Raw genomic sequence first — 21425 nt, forward strand, 5'->3', positions numbered from 1 at the left:
CGGCTATGCTGCGTTGCACACTGCCGATTTCCCGTATCCGCCGAACAAGGGACGGCGGCGGGCGCGCAGAAATTTATCGGCGGCCGCGTAACAACGCCCCGTGGCAATCCGTCGAGATCAGATAGCGGCGTCCGTCGCTGACAAACCTCATCTCGAAGGGAAGACCAGTCATGACCATTCGTACCCGCATCGCGCTCGGCGTTTCAGCGGCCATTCTCTCGCTCGGCCTCGCGCTGTCGCCGGCTGCCTTTGCCCAGGACAAGATGGGCAAGGATGACGGCATGATGAAAAAGGACACGATGTCCAAGGACGGCATGAAGAAGGACACCATGTCCAAGGACGACGGCATGAAGAAGGACACGATGTCGAAGGACGGGATGAAGAAAGACGACGGGATGATGAAGAAGCACTGATCTTCCATCGTCGAGGCAGCGCTTGCGACAGGCAGGCGCGCGCCAAAAATCCGGGGGCGGTCACGTAGACCGCCCCCAGAATATTGTTTCAGTCCAAATTCAATTGAACGTGACTTGCGAGCGTTAGACTTGCGAACGCTACTTGCGCTTCGCCTTGCGGGCGGCGTAACGGGCGTCTCGCTTGGCCTTTTGCTCGGCTTCGGCTTCGGCCGCCTTCGCGACGAATTCTTCGGCTTCGCGGGCGATCCGCGCGGCCTCGAGCGCGGCAGCCTCTTCTTGAAGGCGCTTCTGCTCGGCCTTTTCCGTCTCGCGCGCAGCCTTTGCCTCGGCGCGCTTGGCCGCAAGGGCCTCGCGCTCCGCACGCTTCGCCACAACCGCGGGATCATCCGGCCCCGGCTGCGACTTGAATTTATTCAAAAGGTTTTTGCGTGCTTCCTGTGCCGCCTTTTGTCGGTCGGAGAAGCCTGGTTCCCTAAATCCACTCATCGGCGAACCTTGTCATCCTCGCTTTCGATCCTACATCACTGCCTGTTGGTACGTCGGCTGGGCATAGCGGGCGCCGCGCGACGCAGATGCGTGTACATCGGCGCGCGCCGTGATGCCACCTATAATCGCAGCCGATCAGGTAGACGAAAATCGCCGCCCCCGACGATCTCTCGTAGCCCCGAAAAACTGCCGAATTGTGATGTCCCTCATACGGGGGCACCAGGGCGGTGCCTAGCGTCCGCCCCGGTATGAGACGCGGAGCACGGGTATGACGATCTCAAGACTGAGCCTGAAGGCGCTCGCAATCGCTGTCGCGGTGGCAGCCCTGGCCGGTGCCACGCTGCTGCTCGCCGGGCCGCAGCCGATCGAAAGTGCCGTCCTGGGTGCAGATTGGGAATGCACCCAGACCGCGTTTGTGCTCACGACCTGCTCACCGCGGGTCCAGCAGGCGATCCCGGCGGTCGAGACCTCGCGCAAGGATGCGATCCGGCCGACCCGGGGCTAACCCAGAGAAGCTGGGCGGGATGTGACGCCACGCCGCAGAGGTGATAAAGCCCGCTCGCCCCCGTGATCGGTCAGCCATGTCCAAGTTGGAAGCCAAGCCCCAAGCTGAGTCCCGAGCCGAGTCCGAACCTGAGCCCGAACCGGGCGCGAAGCCCAAATCCCCTCCAAAACCTCAATCCGGTGACAACCGCCGCGGCGCCATCGCCGGCTTGATCATCGCGATCGTGATCCTCGGCGTCGGCTGGTGGCTCGCCCGTGATCTCACCTCCGCGAGCAAGATGCAGGACTGCCTGATGTCAGGGCGAAGCAACTGCAATGTGATCGAGCCGGCCCGCTAGAAGCACTCGTGCGCTGCCCGCGCCGACGAAAAAATGTCGTGATCTTAATCATTTGTAACGGGACTTGGCCGACCAAAGCAGGTCAGTCATGTCAGCCGGCATCAACTCAGCGCGAGCCGAATCGTCTATCGCGCCAGGCATCACGGCCATTGACGGCAATCGAGAAAGTAGGGGGCAAGCACGCATGAGTGCGTCCAGTCGCATCAAGATCATCATTCCCTTGGTTTCGGCGATGTCGTTGCTCGCCATCCCGGCGCAGGCTCAGGACGCCAGACCGCCGAGAGACGCCGCCCAGCCATCGGCCGGGCCAGGCGCCGGCGCGCCGCCTCAGAACATGCGAAAGGGGCCGCCGCCGCAGCAGGCTGCTCGGCCCGCGCCACAGCCGGGCGGCCAGCCCCACGCCGGCGGTCCTGGTCATGCAGGTCCAGGTCCAAATCCCGCTCTCGCAGGTCCTGCGCCGCGCAATGCCGGCGGTCCGCCGCCCGGACGCAATTACGCCAGGGGTCCCGCGCCGGCGCGCGATTGGGGCGGACACGCCTATCGCGGCCATCTTGCCTGGGATGGCGGACGCTGGCGCCACGAAGTCCACAACGGCCGCTCCGGCTGGTGGTGGGATGTGGGCGGCGCGCGGTATTACTATCCGCAGCGGATGGAGGGACCCCCGGCCTACATCTCGGAGGATTATTACGACGACGTGCCCGTGGCCTATGCCCCGCCCGTCGCCTACGAACCGCCGCCGCCTCCGCCGCCGGCCGATCCCGGTGCGAGCGCGCTCGGCGGCGCTATCGTTGGCGGCCTGCTGGGCGGCCTGATATCGGGCAACGCCTCGGGAGCGGCCGCAGGCGCTGTGATCGGCGGTGCCACCGGGGCGATAGCCGGCGCGACGGCTGCTTCGCGCCCCGGCTACTATCTGGCCCAGGGCAATTGCTACTACCGCTATCCGAGCGGCCAGTATGTGCAGGCCGATCCCCGGGCGTGTTACTGAGCGCTCCAGGCGAGAGCTGAAGCGAAGAGGCGGGCGAAAAGTCCGCCTCTTTTCGTTTTTGCGTTGGCCTTCGGCTGGCCGGGAATTGATTCAACGGCGATCGCCCCGCGCGTCAGGACACCAGCCAGCTGAAGAACGCGATCGCGGCCCAGACCAGGCCTGCGATCCAGGCCAGCATCACGATGCCGATGGTCGCAAGATAAGCTATGCCGAGCGGGTCGGATCTTTCGCGTCGCGTCGGGACGGCAATTTCGGCTGCGGCTTCTTGCGTCATGACGGGAATATCTCCCAAGCCTTCTCGCTCTCTGGGAGCGCTGAGGACTGTTTAGCGGAGACGCCGGGCGCCGGCTGTGACGCACTTCACAGATCGTTACGCATGAAGCCCACAATCGGCGCGGGTCGTTCGCCAGATGCGTGAGCTGGATCGCGTCGCAAATCCGTATCGGGAGGCATTAACCCCGCAATCATACGGACGAAATTGCCACGCGCTTGTCCAGATCGTCCGGCTAGAATTGGCTTCATGTGTACCAAGTACGATCCACAGCATGAAGCCGAGGCGGCGATGAAGCGCGCCGTGGCGGCCGATGGCCCCGACCGGCAACGTCTCATCGAGCTGGCCCTGGCCTGGCATCAACTCGCCCGCGACCGGCGGGAAGAGCGGACGGACTGAGCTCTCACTCTTACGACAATACCCGTATTCGACAATACCCGTATTCACAGAAAAACCCCGTGCTCGGGGGACGAGCACGGGGTTCTCGAGAGCCGATCGGGGCTGGCAAATCGGCACCACTTGACAGCGAACGCGCTGATCGCAGGCTCGTTCCGCACTCCTCAATTCTTTTCGCGCAAGCTCAATGAAGGGCGGTCAGGCGAGGGCCGTCGTGCTGATGGAACGTCGGTTCCCCGCCGGCGTTGAGCTGCTATGACCGATCCCGAGTTGCGCGCAGAGTCCTTCGAGATTGCCTGGAAATATCTCGACCAATCCGGCCAGCTTACCGGCGAGCGCAGGGACGCGGCGCGATTCATCCTGAACAGGATCGACCGCATGATGCGGGGTGGCGAAAGGCGACAATTGCTGCTGTCCAACGCTGCAATCGACGCCTACCGGTTGAGGCCCGTGCTCGTGACGCTCGACGCCTGACGCGAGCCGCCGAAATGCTACGTTAAGACTCGTTCGGACGACGATCTTCCGATCGCGATTCGTTTCGGGGAACGAAGCGGAGCAGGACCGTGAACAAACAAAAAGTCCCCGAGGCGACTTGCTGGCTCAGGCTGCTTCCGACCTCGGCACCGCGTCGGCATTGACCGAAAGCTTCACGACGTCGCCTTCGACGGCACCCACATATTTCGTATCAATGTAATGATGATGGTCCTTGTGACCTTCCGGGCTGTCCTTCCGCGTCAGCTTGATGCGGTTGCGGTCGACAGTGCCGACAGGTGCGCCGTCCTTGCCGATGATCTTCATGTGCTCTCTGATCTCGCTCATGATGTTCTCCCTGTGAAGTGTCAACGGCGAGGACCGGTCTTCGTTGCAAGGATGAGCGCGGCCGATTGTTTGGAGCCAATGCGTTCGCCGAACGTTGAAGGGCAGTCGCAATTGCCAAGACCATCCTCATCAAGATTCGCATGGAGACCTCCGAGGCCTATCTCGAACGAAAGCACAGGGAAATCGGGCTGCTGAACGATTGCCTGAGGAGCCCGCTGCATTTGGCTCGGCCGCAATCGGTCGACGAGGTTGTAGACTGCAAATTTCAGCTCGCCGCCGCGCTACGTGCTGAGCATGCGCTGCAGGACTGGAAGGCGACGGAAACGGCCTGGTCGCACGCGGCGTCTCCCACCAGCGGTCCCTTCGCGTTCAGCTACGATTATCAGCGCGCGGACCTCAAGGTGCGCGGTCCCTCGTTCTATGAACTCGAGCCCAGCTGCAGGAGCGAGGCGATCTATACCGCCTCCGGCATGGCCGCGATCTCCGCGCTGCTGCTCGCGTCCGCACGGATCATCGGCAAGGCAGACGTCGTGGTGCTGCCGGGCACCTACGGCGAGACACTGGAGCTGATCGAGAGCCTCGTTGCCGATTTGCGGCTTGTCACCGCCGCTCTACAGCTGGACGAAGCGTTTGCTGAGGCAGCCTCGCCACGGCTTCTCCTGCTGGATTCATGCGCTCCTGCCGGGGCGTTCGAGGCGGCTTTGCGTTGCGACGGTTCGGGGCTCGACCTGTTGATTTTCGACACGACATGTTTCGCCGGCAGATCGGGGCGCATCCGGCGCGTCCTGAGATGGGCCGCGCAATGGGACATTCCCGTCGTGTTGGTGCGAAGCCACAACAAGCTGGATTCGCTCGGGGTGGAATACGGCCGGCTCGGCTCTGCCGTGTTCGTGCATTGGGGCCGGAAGGATCTCAAGGCAGGCCAGTTGCTGTCCGAAAGCCTGGCGGGGGAAACCCGCAATGCCGTCCGGCTTCTGGGTGGCGCGGCGTTGCCGGCGCACTTCCCGCCATTCGTGGGCTCAGAGGTCTATTGGGCCCTGACGAAAAGGCGCGTCGCGGCGATCCTGCGCAACGGTCGCCACACGGCGCGATATTTTGCCTCCGAACTCGCTTCGCTCTCGGCCGAGCTGCATTTCACCCACGGCCTCTATGTCACGCTTCGCGGCAGGCGCGCCCTCGATGAGGCGACCGCGCGGCAGGCCGCCGAAGACATGAGCCGCGACCTGAACGCCAAAGGCTTCCCCATTCGCCACGCCGGCAGTTTTGGTTTCGATTTCGCGGCGACCGAGTGGTTTCACGACGCGACTACTGATCGGTACAGCGTCCGGGTGGCGGTGCCGGATCTGCCGACCGAGTCGTGGAAGGATCTCGCGGCGGCGATTGCCGGGTGGTGGGCGCGACATCAGGGCGACACTGAAGGGTGAGTACGGTGCAAGGCCATGACAGAGCGACCGAAAGCGTTTCCTTACAGGGAATGCACGTGGCATGTGTCAGACGAACAGTCCCAGCAATGGCTTGCGGTGCTTGAAAAGACGGGTGCAGCCAACGTCCGAGCGCGCCTAGCCCAGACCGACGCGGCATCCGCAGGAGCGATTGCGATCGGAACCGCGCCCGTCATGACGATCGGGTTCGCCCAGGAATGGCTGAACTGGAAAGATAATCAAAAATCCGAGGCGGATATCGAACGGCACGAGCGGCAGATCTGGTGGACTCGGACCGCGGCAATCGCCGCATCGGTCGCCGCATTGAGCGCACTGTTCGGCTGGATTTGGACGATCTTCATCCGGGGGAATAATGGCCTGTAACAAACATGATTGCTACGTTGCGCACACATCCGCGAGACGAGAGCGGCGACAAACTGCGCTGGTTCAATCGATCGCCAGGCATTCTTCCAGGGCCGGCTTCTGGTGGCCGCGACGCGTCCATGCCTGAACGGCGAAGGCGAGTTGATGCTGGCTGGCCGCCGCCTCCGCGATGGAAGCCCGCGCCGTCGCGATGGGCTTAGCGATGACGCCGGAGTTCACGATTCCCGCGTCAACTGCCAGGAACGATATTGCCACAATCGCCACCGCAGATGCGATAGCCATTCTCGTCAAGTCGGATAGTGGCATCGAAGTCCTTATCGGGCGCACGTCGCTCGGCGGATAGATAGGGCTCGCTTGCCCGGATCAAAGCCCGGACCGAGGCGACCCACGCGTTCGTGAAGGACGGTGGATTCTGCAGGCGCGCATCGTAGACTGGACCCACGATCAACGCTTTAGACTGAAAATGGCGATCCCGGCAGGAATCGAACCTGCAACCCTCAGAGTAGAAATCTGATGCTCTATCCAGTTGAGCTACGGGACCGTCTTGAGCCGCCTTGGTTGGGGGCCGGCTGTTCATCTACCATGCCATTATGAAAAATATCGTCTTTCGCCAAGCCTGAACCGAACCGTTTTCCCCGGAGCCGCGACAAAGCGGAACGGTGGGGTGTCAGGGTGCCGGGTTGAGCGGCAGCGGACTGGACGATGGATCACATCGCCGGGAACGCTGGAAAGCTTCCGGGACACGGCCGCCGGACGACTGGTCGGGTATTGCTGCGCCATCAGGACGGCGTGCGCGGCAATAGCTTGATCGGTCTCCTCTGGGCCTGCCTTGTCATGGCGAATGCGACGATTTGCACCTTTGGTTCCATCGCCTTGAGTCCGTCACCTTTCCGCGCATTTCATGCGAGAAGCGGCGTTCGTCCGCGATTTCCGGGAGTCCATCCATGATCGGTCTTGTTCGCGCCGTCGCACTCTGCGCCACGCTGGCGTTCGGCCTTAGCGTAGCGCAGGCCGCCGACAAAGCCTTCAAGCGCGACGATCTCGCCGATTCCGCGATCAAGCTGGAGGCGCAGATCAAGGGCGAGGCGGGGCCGGTCGCCAAGACCGGCGCGAGCTTGCGCACCGATGCTGACGCCGCCTTCCGGCGCAACGACTATCGCACCGGCCTGTCGGTGCTCGGCCAGATCGCGGCGACCGCACCGGAGGACGCCGGCAACTGGCTGCGCTTGGCGAAAGTCATCTTCCAGATATCGCCGAAGAGCTCGAGCGAGCAGACGTTCCTGCTGGAGCGCGCCTCGACCGCCGCCTACATCGCCTACCAGCGCGCCGGCAACGCGGGCGAGGAGGCCGACGCGCTCGCGGTGCTCGGCAAATCGCTGTCCGAACGCAAGCTGTGGCGGCCGGCGCTGGATGCGCTGCGGCTGTCCCTCGACATGCGCGAGGTCGCCGATGTCCGCGGCCAATATGAGAAGATGCGCGACGAGCACGGTTTTCGACTGCTCGACTACACCGTGGACTCGGACTCCGCCAGTCCACGCGCCTGCTTCCAGTTCTCGGAGGAGCTGGCAAAACGCACCGATTTCGCGCCGTACCTCGCGCTGGCGGGCCAGGACAAGCCGGCTTTGTCGGCCGAGGGCAAGCAGCTCTGCGTCGATGGGCTGAAGCACGGCGAGCGCTACAACATCAATCTGCGCGCCGGCCTGCCGTCCACCGTGAAGGAAGGCCTGCCGAAATCGGCCGAGTTCAACGTCTATGTGCGCGACCGCAAGCCATTCGTGCGCTTCACCAGTCGCGCCTATGTGCTGCCGAGGACGGGCCAGCGCGGCATTCCCGTCGTCAGCGTCAACACGCCAGCCGTCAACATCAACGTCTTCCGGATCGGCGACCGCAATCTGATCAACACGGTGGTCGACAGCGATTTCCAGAAGACGCTGTCGAAATACCAGCTCAGCGATCTCGGCGGCGAGCGCGGCGTCAAAGTTTGGACCGGCGAGCTTGCGACCGCGATGACGTTGAACCAGGACGTCACCACGGCGTTCCCGGTCGACCAGGCGCTGGGCGAGCTCCAGCCCGGCGTCTATGTCATGACGGCCGCGGCCAAGGGGCCGGGCTCGGACGACGACTACCAGCTTGCCACCCAATGGTTCATCGTCTCCGATCTCGGCGTCACGGCCTATTCCGGCAATGACGGCATCCATGTCTTCGTGAATTCGCTGGCCTCGACCGATCCGGTCGGCAAGGCCGAGGTGCGGCTGGTCGCGCGCAACAACGAGATTTTGGCCACCCGCAAGACCGATGAGAGCGGCCACTTGCTGTTCGAGGCGGGGCTTGCGCGCGGCGAGGGCGGCCTGTCGCCGGCGATGCTCACCGTGACCGGCGAGAAGGCCGACTATGCCTTCCTCAGCCTCAAATCCTCCGCCTTCGACCTGTCGGACCGTGGCGTTTCGGGCAGGGCCGTGCCTGCGGGCGCCGATGCCTTCGTCTATGCCGAGCGCGGCGTCTACCGCTCCAGCGAGACCGTCTATCTGACCGCGCTGTTGCGCGACGGGCAGGGCAATGCCGTCACCGGCGGGCCGATGACGCTGGTGATCGAGCGCCCCGATGGCGTCGAATACCGCCGCGCCGTGCTGGCCGACCAGGGCGCCGGCGGGCGCACCTTGTCCGTGCCGCTCAACTCGGCCGTCCCGACCGGGACCTGGCGGGTGCGCGCCTTCACCGATCCGAAGGGCTCTTCGGTCGGCGAGACCACCTTCATGGTCGAGGACTACGTCCCTGATCGGATCGAATTCGACTTGTCCGCCAAGGACAAGCTGATCAAAGCTAACGCTCCAGTGGAGCTTAAGGCGGACGGCCATTTCCTCTATGGCGCGCCGGCCTCGGGGCTGGCGCTCGAAGGCGACATGCTGGTCGCGCCCGCGTCCGAGCGACCGGGTTTCGCCGGTTACCAGTTCGGCGTCGCCGACGAGGAGACCACCTCAAACGAGCGCACGCCGCTGGAAAACCTGCCGGAAGCTGACGCCAATGGCGTTGCGACCTTCCCGGTCACGCTCGACAAGCAGCCGGCCTCGACGCGGCCGCAGGAGGCGCAAATCTTCGTCCGCATGGTCGAGACTGGCGGCCGCGCCGTGGAGCGTAAGATCGTGCTGCCGGTCGCGCCTGCTGCCGCCATGATCGGTATCAAGCCGCTGTTCGGCGACAAGAACGTCGCCGAGGGTGACAAGGCCGAGTTCGATGTCGTGTTCGTCTCGCCCGAGGGTGAGAGGCTTCGCCGCGACGGCCTGCGCTACGAGCTCCTGAAGATGGAGTCGCGCTACCAATGGTATCGCCAGAGCAATTACTGGGAGTACGAGCCGGTCAAATCGACCTCGCGCGTCTCTGACGGCGACGTGACCGTCGCCGCGGACAAGCCGTCGCGGATTTCGTTGACCCCAAAGCCCGGCCGCTACCGGTTGGACGTGAAGTCGAACGACGCCGACGGACCCGTGACCTCGGTACAGTTCGACGTCGGCTGGTATTCCGACGGCAGCGCCGACACGCCGGACCTTCTGGAGACATCGATCGACAAGCCGCAATACGCCTCGGGCGACACCATGACCGTGTCGGTCAACGTCCGCAGCGCCGGCAAGCTGACCGTCAACGTGCTCGGCGATCGCCTGCTGACGACGCAGACCATCGACGTCAAGGAAGGCACCGCGCAGGTGAAGTTCCCGGTCGGCAAGGACTGGGGCACCGGCGCCTATGTGGTGGCGACGCTGCGCCGGCCGCTCGATGCGACCGCGCAACGCATGCCGGGCCGGGCCATCGGACTCAAATGGTTCGGTATCGACAAGCAGACCCGCACGCTCCAGGTGAAGCTGACGCCGCCGGCACTGATCCGGCCGAATGCAATGTTGAAGATCCCGGTCAAGCTCGACGGGCTCAATCCGGGCGAAGACGCCAAGATCGTGATCGCCGCGGTCGACGTCGGCATCCTCAACCTCACCAATTATAAGCCGCCGGCACCGGACGACTATTATCTCGGCCAGCGCCGCCTGAGCGCGGAGATCCGCGATCTCTATGGGCAACTCATCGACGGCATGTCGGGCACGCGCGGGCAGATCAAGTCCGGCGGCGACGCCGGTGCCGCCGAGCTCCAGGGCTCGCCGCCCGCGCAAAAGCCGCTCGCGCTCTATTCGGGCATCGTCACCGTTGCCGCCGACGGCACAGCGGAAGTGAGCTTCGACATTCCGGAGTTCGCCGGCACCGCGCGCGTCATGGCGGTGGCGTGGACCGCGACCAAGCTCGGCCGCGCCAACACCGACGTCGTGATCCGCGATCCCGTGGTCCTGACCACAACCCTGCCGCGCTTCCTGCTCAATGGGGACCACGGCACGGTCAATCTCGAGATCGACAATGTCGAGGGCCAGGCCGGCGATTACGTCATCAATGTGAAGACGGGCGGGCCGGTGAAGATGTCCGGCAATCCCGCGACCACGGTCAAGCTCGCCGCCAAGCAGCGCAATTCGTTCACGCTCGCCATCGACGCGACGGCGGCGGGGCAGGCGACGCTCGACGTCGACATCAGGGGGCCGAACGGCCTGGCGCTGGCGCGCCATTATGCGCTCGACGTCAAGGCGGCGACGCAAGTCCTGGCGCGACGCTCGATCCGGACGCTCGCGAAGGGTGAGAGCCTGACGTTGACCTCGGATATGTTCGCCGATCTCGTGCCGGGCACCGGTAGCGTCTCGGTCTCGGCCAGCCTGTCGACTGCGCTCGATGCGGCGACGATCCTCAAAGCGCTCGACCGCTATCCCTATGGCTGCTCGGAGCAGATCACCAGCCGCGCCATGCCGCTGCTCTATGTCAACGATCTCGCGGCCGGCGCGCATCTGGCCATGGACACCGAGGTCGACCAGCGCATCCGCGACGCCATCGAGCGGCTCTTGGCGCGCCAGGGCTCGAACGGCTCGTTCGGCCTGTGGTCGGCAGGCGGTGACGACGCCTGGCTCGACGCGTATGTGACGGACTTCCTGACCCGCGCCCGCGAAAAGGGATTTGTGGTGCCGGATGTGCTGTTCAAGACCGCGCTGGATCGTATCCGCAACTCCGTCGTCAACGGCAACGAGCCGGAGAAGGACGGCGGCCGCGATCTTGCTTACGGCCTCTACGTGCTCGCGCGGAACGGCGCGGCGCCGATCGGCGACCTCCGCTATCTCGCCGACACCAAGCTCTCCAACCTCGCAACTCCCATCGCGAAGTCGCAGCTCGCGGCCGCGCTCGCGCTGGTCGGTGACCGCAACCGCGCGGAGCGGGTCTACGGCGCAGCGCTCGACAGCCTTGCGCCAAAACCCGTGCTGGAGTTCGGCCGCACCGACTACGGCTCGCAGCTCCGCGATGCCGCAGCGCTGGTATCGCTTGCCAGCGAAGGCAATGCGCCGAAGGCGACGCTGACGCAGGCGGTGTCGCGGGTCGAGACCGCGCGCGGGCTGACGCCCTACACCTCCACGCAGGAGAATGCCTGGCTGGTGCTGGCGGCGCGCGCGCTCGCCAAGGAGAACCTGTCGATGGAGGTCGACGGCCAGCCGGTCAAGACCGCGCTGTACCGCAGCTACAAGGCCGCGACCCTGGAGGGCAAGCCGTTGAAGATCACCAACACCGGCGATGCGCCGGTGCAGGCGGTGGTCTCGGTGTCGGGCTCGCCGGTGACGCCGGAGCCCGCGGCATCGAACGGCTTCAAGATCGAGCGCAATTTCTTCACGCTCGACGGCAAGCCCGCCGATATCAGCAAGGTCAAGCAGAACGACCGGTTCGCCGTGGTGCTGAAGATCACCGAGGCCAAGCCGGAGTACGGCCACATCATGGTGTCCGACTATCTGCCGGCCGGCCTGGAGATCGACAATCCAAAACTGGTGTCGTCGGGCGACAGCGGCACGCTGGGCTGGATCGAGGATGGCGAAGAGCCTGAAGATACCGAGTTCCGCGACGACCGCTTCACGGCGGCCGTCGACCGGGCCTCGGATTCCAAGGCGGTCTTCACGGTGGCCTATGTCGTGCGTGTGGTCTCGCCCGGCAAATACGTGCTGCCGCAGGCCTATGTCGAGGACATGTACAATCCCTCGCGCTACGGCCGCACGGGGACGGGCACGGTTGAGGTGCGGGCGGCGAAGTGAGTAGTGATGGGATGAGCGACAAGGAGCCACATGCTCCGCCGTCATGCCCGGGCAAAAGCGCGAAGCGCGTCTTCGCTCAGATGTCCCGGGCATCCACGGACTTTGGTGCGAGAGGCAAGAACGTGGATGGCCGGGACAAGCCGGGCCATGACGGAGCAAGGGGCGGGGGCCTGCATGTCCTCCGCGCGCTCGCACTCTCGCTCATCCTCGCTATCGTCGGCTTCGTCGGCTGGGTTTACTCCCTCGGTCCGTTGCCTTTCGACGAAGCCCGCCAGGTCTCCACCACCGTCGTCGATCGCAACGGCAAGCTGCTGCGCGCCTATGCGATGGCGGATGGACGCTGGCGGCTGCCGGTGGAGACAAAAGCGAACGTCGATCCGACCTATCTGAAGCTGCTGCTCGCCTATGAGGACCAGCGCTTTTACGCACACGACGGCATCGACCCGCTGGCGCTGGGGCGCGCTGCGTTTCAGCTTGGGACGCGGGGCCACATCGTCTCGGGCGGCTCGACCATCTCGATGCAGCTCGCGCGGCTGATGGAGCCGCGGCGGCAGCGCTCGCTCTATGCAAAGTTACGGCAGATGGTGCGTGCGATCGAGATCGAGCGCAGCTTGAGCAAGGAGCAGATCCTCGATCTCTATCTGGCGCTCGCGCCTTACGGAGGCAACCTCGAAGGCATTCGCGCCGCCTCGATCGCCTATCTCGGCAAGGAGCCGAAGCGGTTGTCGCTGGCTGAAGCCGCGTTGCTGGTCGCGCTGCCGCAATCCCCGGAGACCCGCAGGCTCGATCGCCATCCCGATGCGGCGCGCAAAGCGCGTGATCGCGTGCTCGACCGCATGGTCGAGGAGCAACAGATCAGCCTCGATGATGCCAAGCAGGCCAAAGCCGTTCCCGTGCCGAAACTGCGCAAGCCGATGCCGATCCTGGCGCCGCACGCCTCCGATGCGGCGCTTGCGACGGTCAAGGACGCGCCCGTCATCAAGCTGACGCTCGATGCCAACCTGCAGAAGGTGCTGGAGCCGCTGGCGCGCGACCGTGCCATTGCGCTGGGACCGAACATCTCGGTCGGCATCATCGTCGTCGACAATGAGAGCGGCGACGTGCTCGCGCGCGTCGGCTCGGCGGATTATTTCGACGAGCGCCGGGCAGGGCAGGTCGACATGACCCGCGCGGTCCGCTCGCCGGGCTCGACGCTGAAACCGTTCATCTACGGGCTCGCCTTCGAGGACGGCTTCGTTCACCCCGACAGTCTGATCGACGATCGGCCCGTGCGCTTCGGCTCCTACGCGCCGGAAAATTTCGACATGACGTTCCAGGGCACGGTGCCGGTGAAGAAGGCGCTGCAGCTGTCGCTGAACGTGCCCGCGATCGTCCTGCTCGACCGCGTCGGCGCGAGCCGGCTGGCCTCGCGGCTGCGCCAGGCTGGTGGCAATCTGGTGCTGCCCAAGGACGAGGCGCCCGGACTTGCCATGGGCCTTGGCGGCGTCGGCGTGACGCTGCAGGACCTCGCCCAGCTCTATGCGGGCTTCGCCCGGCTCGGCACCACCATGCCGTTGCGCGAGATCATGAGCGACAGGGACGACCGCGAGCCGCTGCGGCTGCTCGATCAGGTCGCGGCCTGGCAGGTCGGCAATGTGCTGCTCGGCACCCCGCCGCCGGAGAACGCGGCCCACAACCGCATCGCCTTCAAGACCGGCACCTCCTATGGCTACCGCGACGCCTGGTCGATGGGCTTTGACGGGCGCATGACTATCGGCGTCTGGGTCGGCCGGCCCGATGGCGCGCCGGTTCCGGGCCTGATCGGGCGTGTCGCCGCCGCGCCGATCCTGTTCGACGCCTTCGCCCGCACCGGCAAGACGCTCCTGCCGTTGCCGAAGCCGCCGAAAGGAACTCTCGTTGCCAGCAACGCCAAGCTGCCATTGCCCTTGAGGCGGTTCCGCCCGGTCGGGGATCTGGTGCGGACCGGGGGCGAGCAGGCTCTGCACATTCAGTTTCCGCTGAACGGCTCGCGGATCGACGTCGATCGCTCAGGTGGCGAAGGGGGCGCAGCCATGCCGGTCAAAGTCGCCGGCGGCGTCCTGCCCATGACGGTCATGGTTAACGGAACGGCGCAGGGTGAGATCGACGGACGACGCCAGCGGCTGATCGATCCGCCCGGTCCCGGCTTTGCGCGGCTGACCGTCATCGACGCCACGGGCGCCGCGGACACAGTTGTCATTCGAATTCAGTGACCCTGCCTCAAGCGGTTGTGGCGATGGCGGTTTCAGCGTAAGCGGAACCGATGGCCGAGACCTACCCAACACCCCGTTTTGGAGCTCCCCGCGAGCCGAAATCCCCGGTGAATCCGGGCAGCCGGCTCGTGTCCATGTTCGACATCGCCACGGCCAACGACGTCCGCGCGGTCGCCTTCCTGCTGCTGTGCGCGCTGCTGCTATTCCTGCCGGGCTTCTTCACGATTCCGCCGGTCGATCGCGACGAGGCGCGCTTTGCGCAGGCCACCAAGCAGATGGTCGAGAGCGGCGATTATGTCGACATCCGCTTCCAGGAAGACGTCCGCTACAAGAAGCCGGTCGGCATCTACTGGCTGCAATCGGCCGCGGTCGAGACGGCATCGGCGCTCGGTCTGCCGCGGACCGAACTGCGCATCTGGGTCTACCGGCTCCCGTCGCTGATCGGCGCGATCGGCGCAGTGCTCATGACCTATTGGACGGCGCTCGGCTTCGTCACGCGGCGCGCCGCGGTGCTTGCGGCACTTCTGTTGTGCGCCTCCGTGCTGCTCGGCGTCGAGGCGCGGCTTGCCAAGACCGACGCCATGCTGCTGTTCTGCGTGGTCGCCGCGATGGGCGCGATGGCGCGGGCTTATCTGTCCTGGCAGCGCGCCGAGGACGAGACGCATCCGCCCTGGAGCTGGCCCGCGATCTTCTGGACGGCTCTCGCTGTCGGCATCCTGATCAAGGGCCCGCTGATCCTGATGTTCGCAGGCCTGACCATCGTCGCGCTCGCGATCCAGGACCGCGATGCCTCCTGGCTATGGAAGCTGCGACCGCTCTGGGGCCTGATGTGGATGCTGGTGCTGGTGCTGCCCTGGTTCGTCGCGATCTTCTGGCGCGCGGGCGATGCGTTCTTCGCCGATTCCGTCGGCGGCGACATGCTGAGCAAGTTGGGCGCTCAGGAATCTCACGGCGCGCCGCCCGGACTGTACCTGGTGCTGTTCTGGATCACGTTCTGGCCCGGCGCGCCGCTCGCGGCGATGGCCGCGCCGGCGGTCTGGCGCGCGCGGCGCGAGCCCGGCGCGCAATTCCTGCTGGCGTGGCTGGTCCCATCCTGGATCGTGTTCGAGGTGGTGCTGACCAAGCTGCCGCATTACGTGCTGCCGCTGTACCCTGCGATCGCGATCCTCACCGCGGGCGCGCTCGAGCGGCGGGTGCTGTCCTGGTCTTGGCTGATGCGCGGCTCGGCTTGGTGGTTCGCGATCCCCGTTGGCGGCTCGATCATCGCGGTCGTCGGCGCGGTGATGCTGACGCGGCAGCCTGCTTTCGTGGCCTGGCCGTTCATTGCGGCCTCGCTGATTTTCGGCCTGTTCGCCTGGTGGCTTCACGACAACAATCACGCCGAGCGCTCGCTGCTCAACGCGCTGGTCGCAGCCCTGATGCTTGCGGTGACGGTCTACGGCATCCTGCTGCCGTCGCTGACGCCGCTGTTTCCGAGCATCGAGATCGCACGCGCGCTTCGCAACGTCACCTGCGTCGGCCCGAAGGCGGCCGCGGCCGGCTATCACGAGCCGAGCCTCGTCTTCCTGACGGGTACGCAGACAGTGCTCACCGACGGTTCGGGTGCCGCGGATTTCCTGCGGCAAGGGAGCTGCCGTTTCGCGCTGATCGAGCAGCGTTCGGAGCGTGGCTTCGTGCAGCGCGCCGAGGCGATCGGGCTGCGCTACAAGGTTGGTACCCGCATCGACGGCTACAATTTCTCGCAAGGGCGTGCGATCTCGATCTCGATCTTCCGCTCGGAAGGCACCGAGTAGGATGTCGGCACCATCCGACATCGCGCCGCGCGCGAGCTATCCCGCGCAATTGCTCACGTTGTCGGGGCGCGCCCTGGCACAGATCGTGCGCTCGCCCTCGCATTCGCGCCGCGCCGAGGCCGCGCGAAAGCTGGCGCGGCATTCGCTGTGGCTCAGTGCGGCAGGTGCAGCCCTGGTCATCGCGCTGATGGTCGTGTTCGACCTGACCGAGATCCAGCTGATGCCGGCGCGTGGCACGCCGGGCCTGTGGCCGATCCGCATCCTCACCGATTTCGGCAAGGACGAGTATGTGCTCTCGGTGCTCGGGGGCGTGCTGGTGGTGCTGGCGCTGGTTGCGGCGGGACTGCACGGCACAAGCCGCGCGTTGCTGCTCGGCCTCGGCACGCGGCTGCAGTTCATGTTTCTGTCTGTTGCCGTGCCCGTAATCGTCGCCGAGATCCTGAAATATCTCATCGGCCGAGGACGTCCGTTCGTCGGCGGCAAGGCCAATCCCTTCAACTTCATCCCGTTCGAGGGGACCGGGGCCTATGCCAGCCTGCCGTCGGGGCATGCGGTGACGGCGTTCGCGCTGGCGTTTGCGGTCTCGGCGCTGTGGCCGCGCCTGCGTGTGTTCATGTTCACTTACGCGATCGTGATCCTGCTGACGCGCCTGGTGCTGCTTGCGCACCACCCGAGTGACGTGGTGGCCGGCGCCCTGGTCGGCATGGTCGGAGCCATGGCGGTACGCTACTGGTTCGCGGCCCGCAGGCTCGGCTTTGCCATCCGTGCCGACGGCACCATTGTGCCTCTTGCGGGGGCGGTCTCGGGCCGCCTCAAAAGGGTTGCCCACGGGGCATCCGCCCCATAAAAGCGGCTGCCTGCCGGGACCGCCGGTTCCCGAGCCAAGCCCATTCCAACCACGAGCTTCGATTTGTCGTCCCAGCCTTCGGTTTTCCAGCCCTCGGTTTCCATCGTCGTTCCCGTGCGCAACGAAGCCGACAACATCGTGCCGCTGATCGAGGAGATCGGCGCGGCGCTCGACGGCCGCTGGGCCTATGAGATCATCTACGTCAATGACGGTTCGACGGACGCGACCGGCGAGCGGCTCGGCGCGGTCTTGAAGCAGCGGGACAATCTGCGCCAGCTGCGCCACGCCAAATCAGGCGGCCAATCCGCGGCCGTGCGCAGCGGCGTGCGTGCGGCACGCGGCGCGATCGTGGCGACGCTCGACGGCGACGGCCAGAACAATCCGGCTTTCCTGCCGGACTTGATTTCGGCCGTCGAGAACGGAAGCAAGGTCGGACTTGCGGCCGGACAACGCGTCGGCCGCAAGGATACCGGCTTCAAGAAATTCCAGTCGCGCGTGGCCAACGGCGTCCGCAACGCGATCCTGAAGGACGGTACGCGCGACACCGGCTGCGGTCTGAAGGCGTTCCGGCGCGAGGTATTCCTGATGATGCCCTATTTCGACGGGCTGCATCGCTTCCTGCCGGCACTGGTGCGCCGCGAGGGCTACGAGATCGCCTATGTCGACGTGATCGACCGGCCGCGCCGCTCCGGCGTCTCAAACTACGGCTTCTTCGACCGGCTGTGGATCGGCATCATGGATCTCGTCGGCGTGTGGTGGCTGATCCGCCGCAAGAAGCCGACGCCGGATGTGACTGAGGTGACGGCATGATCATCCAATACGGTCAGGCGCTGAGCAATTATTTCTACGACGTCTTCGTGGCCAAGTTCGACTTCTGGCTCGCGTTCGGCCTCGTCGCGCAGCTGTTCTTCACGGCGCGCTTCCTGGTGCAGTGGATCGCGAGCGAGCGCGCCGGCAACAGCGTGGTGCCGATGGCGTTCTGGTTCTGCTCGATGGGCGGCGGGCTGATGACGCTGGTCTACGGCGTCGTCAAGCGCGAGCCTGTCATCATCCTCGGCCAGGCGCTCGCGACCATCATCTATATCCGCAACATCATGCTGATCGTGAAGAACCGCGGCCGCGCGTCAAAGACGCTGGAGCGCTGATCCAAGGCGACTAGCGCGGCAGCGCTGACGCCGCGCCTGTTGCGGGCAGGGCGGCGGTCTCCGCTTCGTGCCTGCGATGGGGCTCGCCGACCGCGTCGAGCACGGGATAGGCGACGGAGCAGATATGCGAGTGGATGCGGCGCAGGTCCCGCAGCACGTCCAGATGCAGCGACGTGGTTTCGATGGTCTCGGGGCGGCCCTCGCGCAGGCGATCGAGGTGGCGCTCGACGGCGGCAAGCTCGGTGTTGCGCAGCGCCGTCTTCTCGACCAGCAGCTTGCGCGCCTCGTTGGCGTCGCCCGACATGAAGACACCGAAGGCGATGCGCAGCGAATCCATCGTGCGCTTGTGGAAGGCGGCGAGCTCCTCGGCACCCTCGGGCGAGAACTGAAAGCGGCGCTTGATCTTCTTGGTCGCCAGCTCGCTCAGACTCTTGTCGATGATGTCGCCGATATGTTCCAGATTGATGGCGAAGGAGATGATCTCCATGGCGCGCCGGCCCTCGCTTTCGTCGAGGCTGCCCCGCATGAGTTTGGTCACGTAGAGCTTGATGGCTTCGTCGAGGCCGTCGACGATGTTGTCCATCTTCGAGACCTGGTCGACCAGCGCACGGTCGCCGCTCATCATCGCCGCCATCACCTTGCGCAGCATGATCTCGACGAGATCGCCCATGCGCAGGGTTTCGCGGCCGGCATCGGCCAGCGCGAGCGACGGCGATTCCAGCGCGGTCTCGTCGAGATAGCGCGGCCGGGCCGGATCGGCCTCCTGAACACGATCGGGCAGGAGCCGGGTCAACAGGCGCGACATGGTGTCGAGCAGGCCGATGAAGATAATGGCCGTGCCGACGTTGAAGGCGATATGAAACGCCGCCGTCATCCTGGCCAGATCAGGCTGCCAGGCGTGCATGTGTTCGGCGATCGAGCCCAGGAAGGGCAGGACCAGGGCGATCCCGATCACGCGGTTGACGAGATTGCCCACCGGCAGGCGATAGCTGGCGGGATCGTCACGCTTGGCGCCTTCGAATACGGGATTGATGGCGCTGCCGAGATTGGCGCCAAGCACCAATGCGAGCGCCGCGTAAGGCGAGATGAACTGCGAATAGGCGAGCGACATGATCAGCAGCACGCTGGCAACGCTCGAATGCACCGCCCAGGTGACGAGCGCTGCGATCACGATGCACAGAATGGGATCGCCCGTGATGGAGGACATCATGACTCGGACGCCCGGTGCGTTCTCGGCCGGCGCCAGCGTGTCGAGCAGGATGTGCAGGGACAGCAGCATCAGTCCGAGGCCGATCAAGACGCGGCCGACATCCTTGATCCGCGAGCGCGGACCGGCGCGGAAGGCGACCAGTCCGAGCACGAACAGGACCGGCGCCACAGCGGCGATGTTGAACGACAGCAGCTGCACGATCAACGTCGTGCCGACATTGGCGCCGAGCATGATGGCGAGCGCGGTGACCAGGCTGAGCAGGCCCTCGGCTGCGAACGAGCTCGTGAGCAGCGCGGTCGCGGTGCTGCTCTGGAGCAGCGCCGTCAGCCCGAGACCGGCGGCGAACGCGTTGAAGCGGTTTCCAAGCGCCTTGCCGAGCAGCCGTCGCAGGTCCGGGCCAAAGGCACGCAGAATCCCGCTGTGGACCATGTGCAGGCCCCACAGCAACAGCGCCACGCCGCCCATCAGATCGAGCAGTACCAACGTTCCCATGCTCCGTGTCCGGATTGGAGTCGATTGGTGAGGCTAGCGCCAAATGCTTGAGGTTCAAACCATTTGTTGGCGCAGCCGCGTCAACGTTTGCAGCGGCCACGCGTTCCTGCGGCGCGCGTTGGCGCGTCCGCAGGCGCGGTGCCTTGCGAGTAGGCTCACATTGCTGCCTTGAGGGCAGCGAAGCCGCGATCGAGGTCGGCCTTGAGGTCGTCGACGCTTTCGAGCCCGATATGCAGACGCAGCGTCGGGCCGCCCGGCGCCCACTTGGTCGCGGTGCGATAGCCGTCGCAGTCGAAAGGAATCGCAAGGCTCTCGAAGCCACCCCAGGAGAAGCCCATGCCGAACAGTTTGAGCGTGTCGAGCATGGTGTCGACCGCCTTCTGCGGCGCCGGCTTCAAGACGATGCTGAACAGGCCCGACGCGCCCGTGAAGTCGCGCTTCCAGATCGCATGACCCGGATCGGTCTCGAGCCCCGGATGCAGCACGCGCGCGACCTCGGGCCGGCCGGCGAGCCAGAGCGCCATGTCGAGGCCAGAACGATGATGCTGCGCGAGGCGCACCGACAGCGTGCGCAGGCCGCGCAGCGCGAGGAAGACGTCATCGGGACCGGCGCAGACGCCGAGCAGGCGGATACCTTCGGCGATCTGCGGCCAGGCCTTGGCATTGGCCGAGATGGTGCCGAACATGATGTCGGAATGGCCGCCGATATATTTAGTAGCGGCCTGCATGCTGATGTCGACGCCCTGTTCGAGCGAGCGGTGATAGAGCGGCGTCGCCCAGGTGTTGTCGTCGATGACGAGCGCGCCGCGCGCATGCGCGACCTTGGCAATGGCGCGGATGTCGGGCATCTCGAACGACTGCGAGCCGGGCGCCTCGACCAGTACGGCGCTCGTGTTGGGCCTGAACAGCTTGTCGATGCCGGCGCCGATCATCGGATCGAAGTAGGTGGTCTCGACGCCGTAGCGGGTGAGCATGCCGTTGCAGAAATTGCGCGAGGGCCGATAGACGTTGTCGCAGACCAGGATGTGGTCGCCGGCCTTCAGCACCGAGAGCAGGGTGGTGGAGATCGCCGACAGCCCCGACGGTACGATCCCGACGCCGGCGCATTGCGGCCCCTCGAGCGCCATCAGGGTCTCCTGGAAGGCCTTGGTGGTGGGGGAACCGTGGCGGCCATAGGTGAACTCGCCGCGATGGGCGTGCAGGGCCTCGGCGGTCGGATAGAGCACGGTCGAGCCGTGGAAGACGGGCGGGTTGACGAACCCCTTCTGCGCCTTGGTGTCGCGGCCGGAGGTGACCAGCCGGGTCTCGGCGTGCTGCTCGGAGGGGTCTGAGGAATCCATGCGTCTGCTTTCAAAAGCGCGTTTCCATCAGGCGCGCTGCGCCCGCGGGCTGGCCGAAAGGCCGCTGTCGTTAATAACAGAACACAGAAGAGTCCCGTCAACCCCTTGACCCGGCACGCCAGTCGTTCTGTTATCGCAGGTGCTATTTAGTCGCCGCATGTTGAGGGGCCTGCCGCGACCTTCGATCCATCGCTTGACCGG

20 protein-coding genes and 1 tRNA gene are annotated in these 21425 nt (G+C 65.4%); 14 read left to right on the top strand and 7 right to left on the bottom strand.

The window, feature by feature from the left end; genetic code table 11:
• The first annotated feature begins 170 nt into the window (after positions 1-170).
• Positions 171-413: a pentapeptide MXKDX repeat protein gene (locus AC0L2F_RS29475; protein WP_007610178.1), complete on the top strand. Its 243-nt coding sequence runs from the start codon at positions 171-173 to the stop codon at positions 411-413.
• Positions 414-551: 138 nt separating this feature from the next.
• Here the strand turns inward: AC0L2F_RS29475 and AC0L2F_RS29480 are convergent, their stop codons facing one another.
• On the bottom strand, positions 552-899 hold the full coding sequence (locus tag AC0L2F_RS29480) for a DUF6481 family protein (RefSeq protein ID WP_473250793.1): 348 nt from the start codon (positions 897-899) through the stop codon (positions 552-554).
• 268 nt (positions 900-1167) lie between these two features.
• Between AC0L2F_RS29480 and AC0L2F_RS29485 the strand changes: the two genes are divergently transcribed.
• The 3 genes from AC0L2F_RS29485 to AC0L2F_RS29495 all read left to right on the top strand — a co-directional run bounded on the left by AC0L2F_RS29485 (position 1168) and on the right by AC0L2F_RS29495 (position 2726).
• Positions 1168-1404 (top strand): hypothetical protein, encoded by a 237-nt coding sequence (locus AC0L2F_RS29485; protein WP_007610180.1) that lies wholly within the window; start codon positions 1168-1170, stop codon positions 1402-1404.
• A 76-nt stretch (positions 1405-1480) separates the two neighbouring features.
• Positions 1481-1741, top strand: coding sequence for a hypothetical protein (locus AC0L2F_RS29490; RefSeq protein WP_473250794.1), 261 nt, complete (start codon positions 1481-1483; stop codon positions 1739-1741).
• 184 nt (positions 1742-1925) lie between these two features.
• Positions 1926-2726 (top strand): hypothetical protein, encoded by an 801-nt coding sequence (locus AC0L2F_RS29495; protein WP_473250795.1) that lies wholly within the window; start codon positions 1926-1928, stop codon positions 2724-2726.
• 112 nt (positions 2727-2838) lie between these two features.
• Here the strand turns inward: AC0L2F_RS29495 and AC0L2F_RS29500 are convergent, their stop codons facing one another.
• Positions 2839-3000: a hypothetical protein gene (locus AC0L2F_RS29500; RefSeq protein ID WP_007610185.1), complete on the bottom strand. Its 162-nt coding sequence runs from the start codon at positions 2998-3000 to the stop codon at positions 2839-2841.
• Between the two features lie 246 nt (positions 3001-3246).
• On the opposite strand from AC0L2F_RS29500, the gene AC0L2F_RS29505 reads away from it, so the two are divergent.
• Complete coding sequence (locus tag AC0L2F_RS29505) at positions 3247-3396, top strand: hypothetical protein (protein WP_167552267.1); 150 nt, start codon at positions 3247-3249, stop codon at positions 3394-3396.
• A 252-nt stretch (positions 3397-3648) separates the two neighbouring features.
• Complete coding sequence (locus tag AC0L2F_RS29510; RefSeq protein ID WP_473250796.1) at positions 3649-3867, top strand: hypothetical protein; 219 nt, start codon at positions 3649-3651, stop codon at positions 3865-3867.
• A 126-nt stretch (positions 3868-3993) separates the two neighbouring features.
• On the opposite strand, the gene AC0L2F_RS29515 is transcribed toward AC0L2F_RS29510, so the two are convergent.
• A complete protein-coding gene (locus AC0L2F_RS29515; RefSeq protein ID WP_473250797.1) occupies positions 3994-4212 on the bottom strand; it encodes a DUF2171 domain-containing protein in 219 nt (72 codons plus the stop codon).
• Positions 4213-4352: 140 nt separating this feature from the next.
• Between AC0L2F_RS29515 and AC0L2F_RS29520 the strand changes: the two genes are divergently transcribed.
• Both AC0L2F_RS29520 and AC0L2F_RS29525 read left to right on the top strand, forming a co-directional pair.
• Positions 4353-5636 (top strand): hypothetical protein, encoded by a 1284-nt coding sequence (locus AC0L2F_RS29520; RefSeq protein ID WP_473250798.1) that lies wholly within the window; start codon positions 4353-4355, stop codon positions 5634-5636.
• 63 nt (positions 5637-5699) lie between these two features.
• Positions 5700-6017 carry a hypothetical protein gene (locus AC0L2F_RS29525; RefSeq protein WP_231170941.1) on the top strand — a complete coding sequence of 106 codons (318 nt, stop codon included), beginning with the start codon at positions 5700-5702 and terminating at the stop codon, positions 6015-6017.
• A gap of 63 nt (positions 6018-6080) precedes the next feature.
• Here the strand turns inward: AC0L2F_RS29525 and AC0L2F_RS29530 are convergent, their stop codons facing one another.
• The gene (locus AC0L2F_RS29530; protein ID WP_473250799.1) at positions 6081-6323 is read right to left on the bottom strand and encodes a hypothetical protein; all 243 of its coding nucleotides are present in this window, start codon (positions 6321-6323) and stop codon (positions 6081-6083) included.
• Between the two features lie 158 nt (positions 6324-6481).
• Positions 6482-6558 (bottom strand) — tRNA-Arg (locus AC0L2F_RS29535).
• 403 nt (positions 6559-6961) lie between these two features.
• On the opposite strand from AC0L2F_RS29535, the gene AC0L2F_RS29540 reads away from it, so the two are divergent.
• The 6 genes from AC0L2F_RS29540 (at position 6962) to AC0L2F_RS29565 (ending at position 18182) form a co-directional block, all read left to right on the top strand.
• Positions 6962-12166 (top strand): alpha-2-macroglobulin family protein, encoded by a 5205-nt coding sequence (locus tag AC0L2F_RS29540; protein ID WP_473250800.1) that lies wholly within the window; start codon positions 6962-6964, stop codon positions 12164-12166.
• A gap of 122 nt (positions 12167-12288) precedes the next feature.
• Positions 12289-14397, top strand: a complete 2109-nt coding sequence (pbpC, locus tag AC0L2F_RS29545; RefSeq protein WP_473250801.1) for a penicillin-binding protein 1C — start codon at positions 12289-12291, stop codon at positions 14395-14397.
• A gap of 50 nt (positions 14398-14447) precedes the next feature.
• Entirely contained in the window at positions 14448-16190 is a 1743-nt protein-coding gene (locus tag AC0L2F_RS29550) for an ArnT family glycosyltransferase (RefSeq protein ID WP_473250802.1), read from the top strand.
• Position 16191: 1 nt separating this feature from the next.
• Positions 16192-17037 carry a phosphatase PAP2 family protein gene (locus AC0L2F_RS29555; RefSeq protein WP_473250803.1) on the top strand — a complete coding sequence of 282 codons (846 nt, stop codon included), beginning with the start codon at positions 16192-16194 and terminating at the stop codon, positions 17035-17037.
• A gap of 63 nt (positions 17038-17100) precedes the next feature.
• Positions 17101-17847, top strand: coding sequence for a glycosyltransferase family 2 protein (locus AC0L2F_RS29560; RefSeq protein WP_473250804.1), 747 nt, complete (start codon positions 17101-17103; stop codon positions 17845-17847).
• Positions 17844-18182 (top strand): lipid-A-disaccharide synthase N-terminal domain-containing protein, encoded by a 339-nt coding sequence (locus AC0L2F_RS29565; protein WP_007591223.1) that lies wholly within the window; start codon positions 17844-17846, stop codon positions 18180-18182. Before AC0L2F_RS29560 ends, AC0L2F_RS29565 begins: the two co-directional genes overlap by 4 nt.
• Positions 18183-18192: 10 nt before the next feature.
• Here AC0L2F_RS29565 and AC0L2F_RS29570 read toward each other — a convergent pair whose 3' ends face one another.
• Entirely contained in the window at positions 18193-19884 is a 1692-nt protein-coding gene (locus AC0L2F_RS29570; RefSeq protein ID WP_473250805.1) for a Na/Pi cotransporter family protein, read from the bottom strand.
• A 155-nt stretch (positions 19885-20039) separates the two neighbouring features.
• A complete protein-coding gene (gene metC, locus AC0L2F_RS29575) occupies positions 20040-21224 on the bottom strand; it encodes a cystathionine beta-lyase (RefSeq protein WP_473250806.1) in 1185 nt (394 codons plus the stop codon).
• Between the last annotated feature and the right edge of the window lie 201 nt (positions 21225-21425).

It is taken from the genome of Bradyrhizobium sp. Ken64, assembly GCF_055807555.1.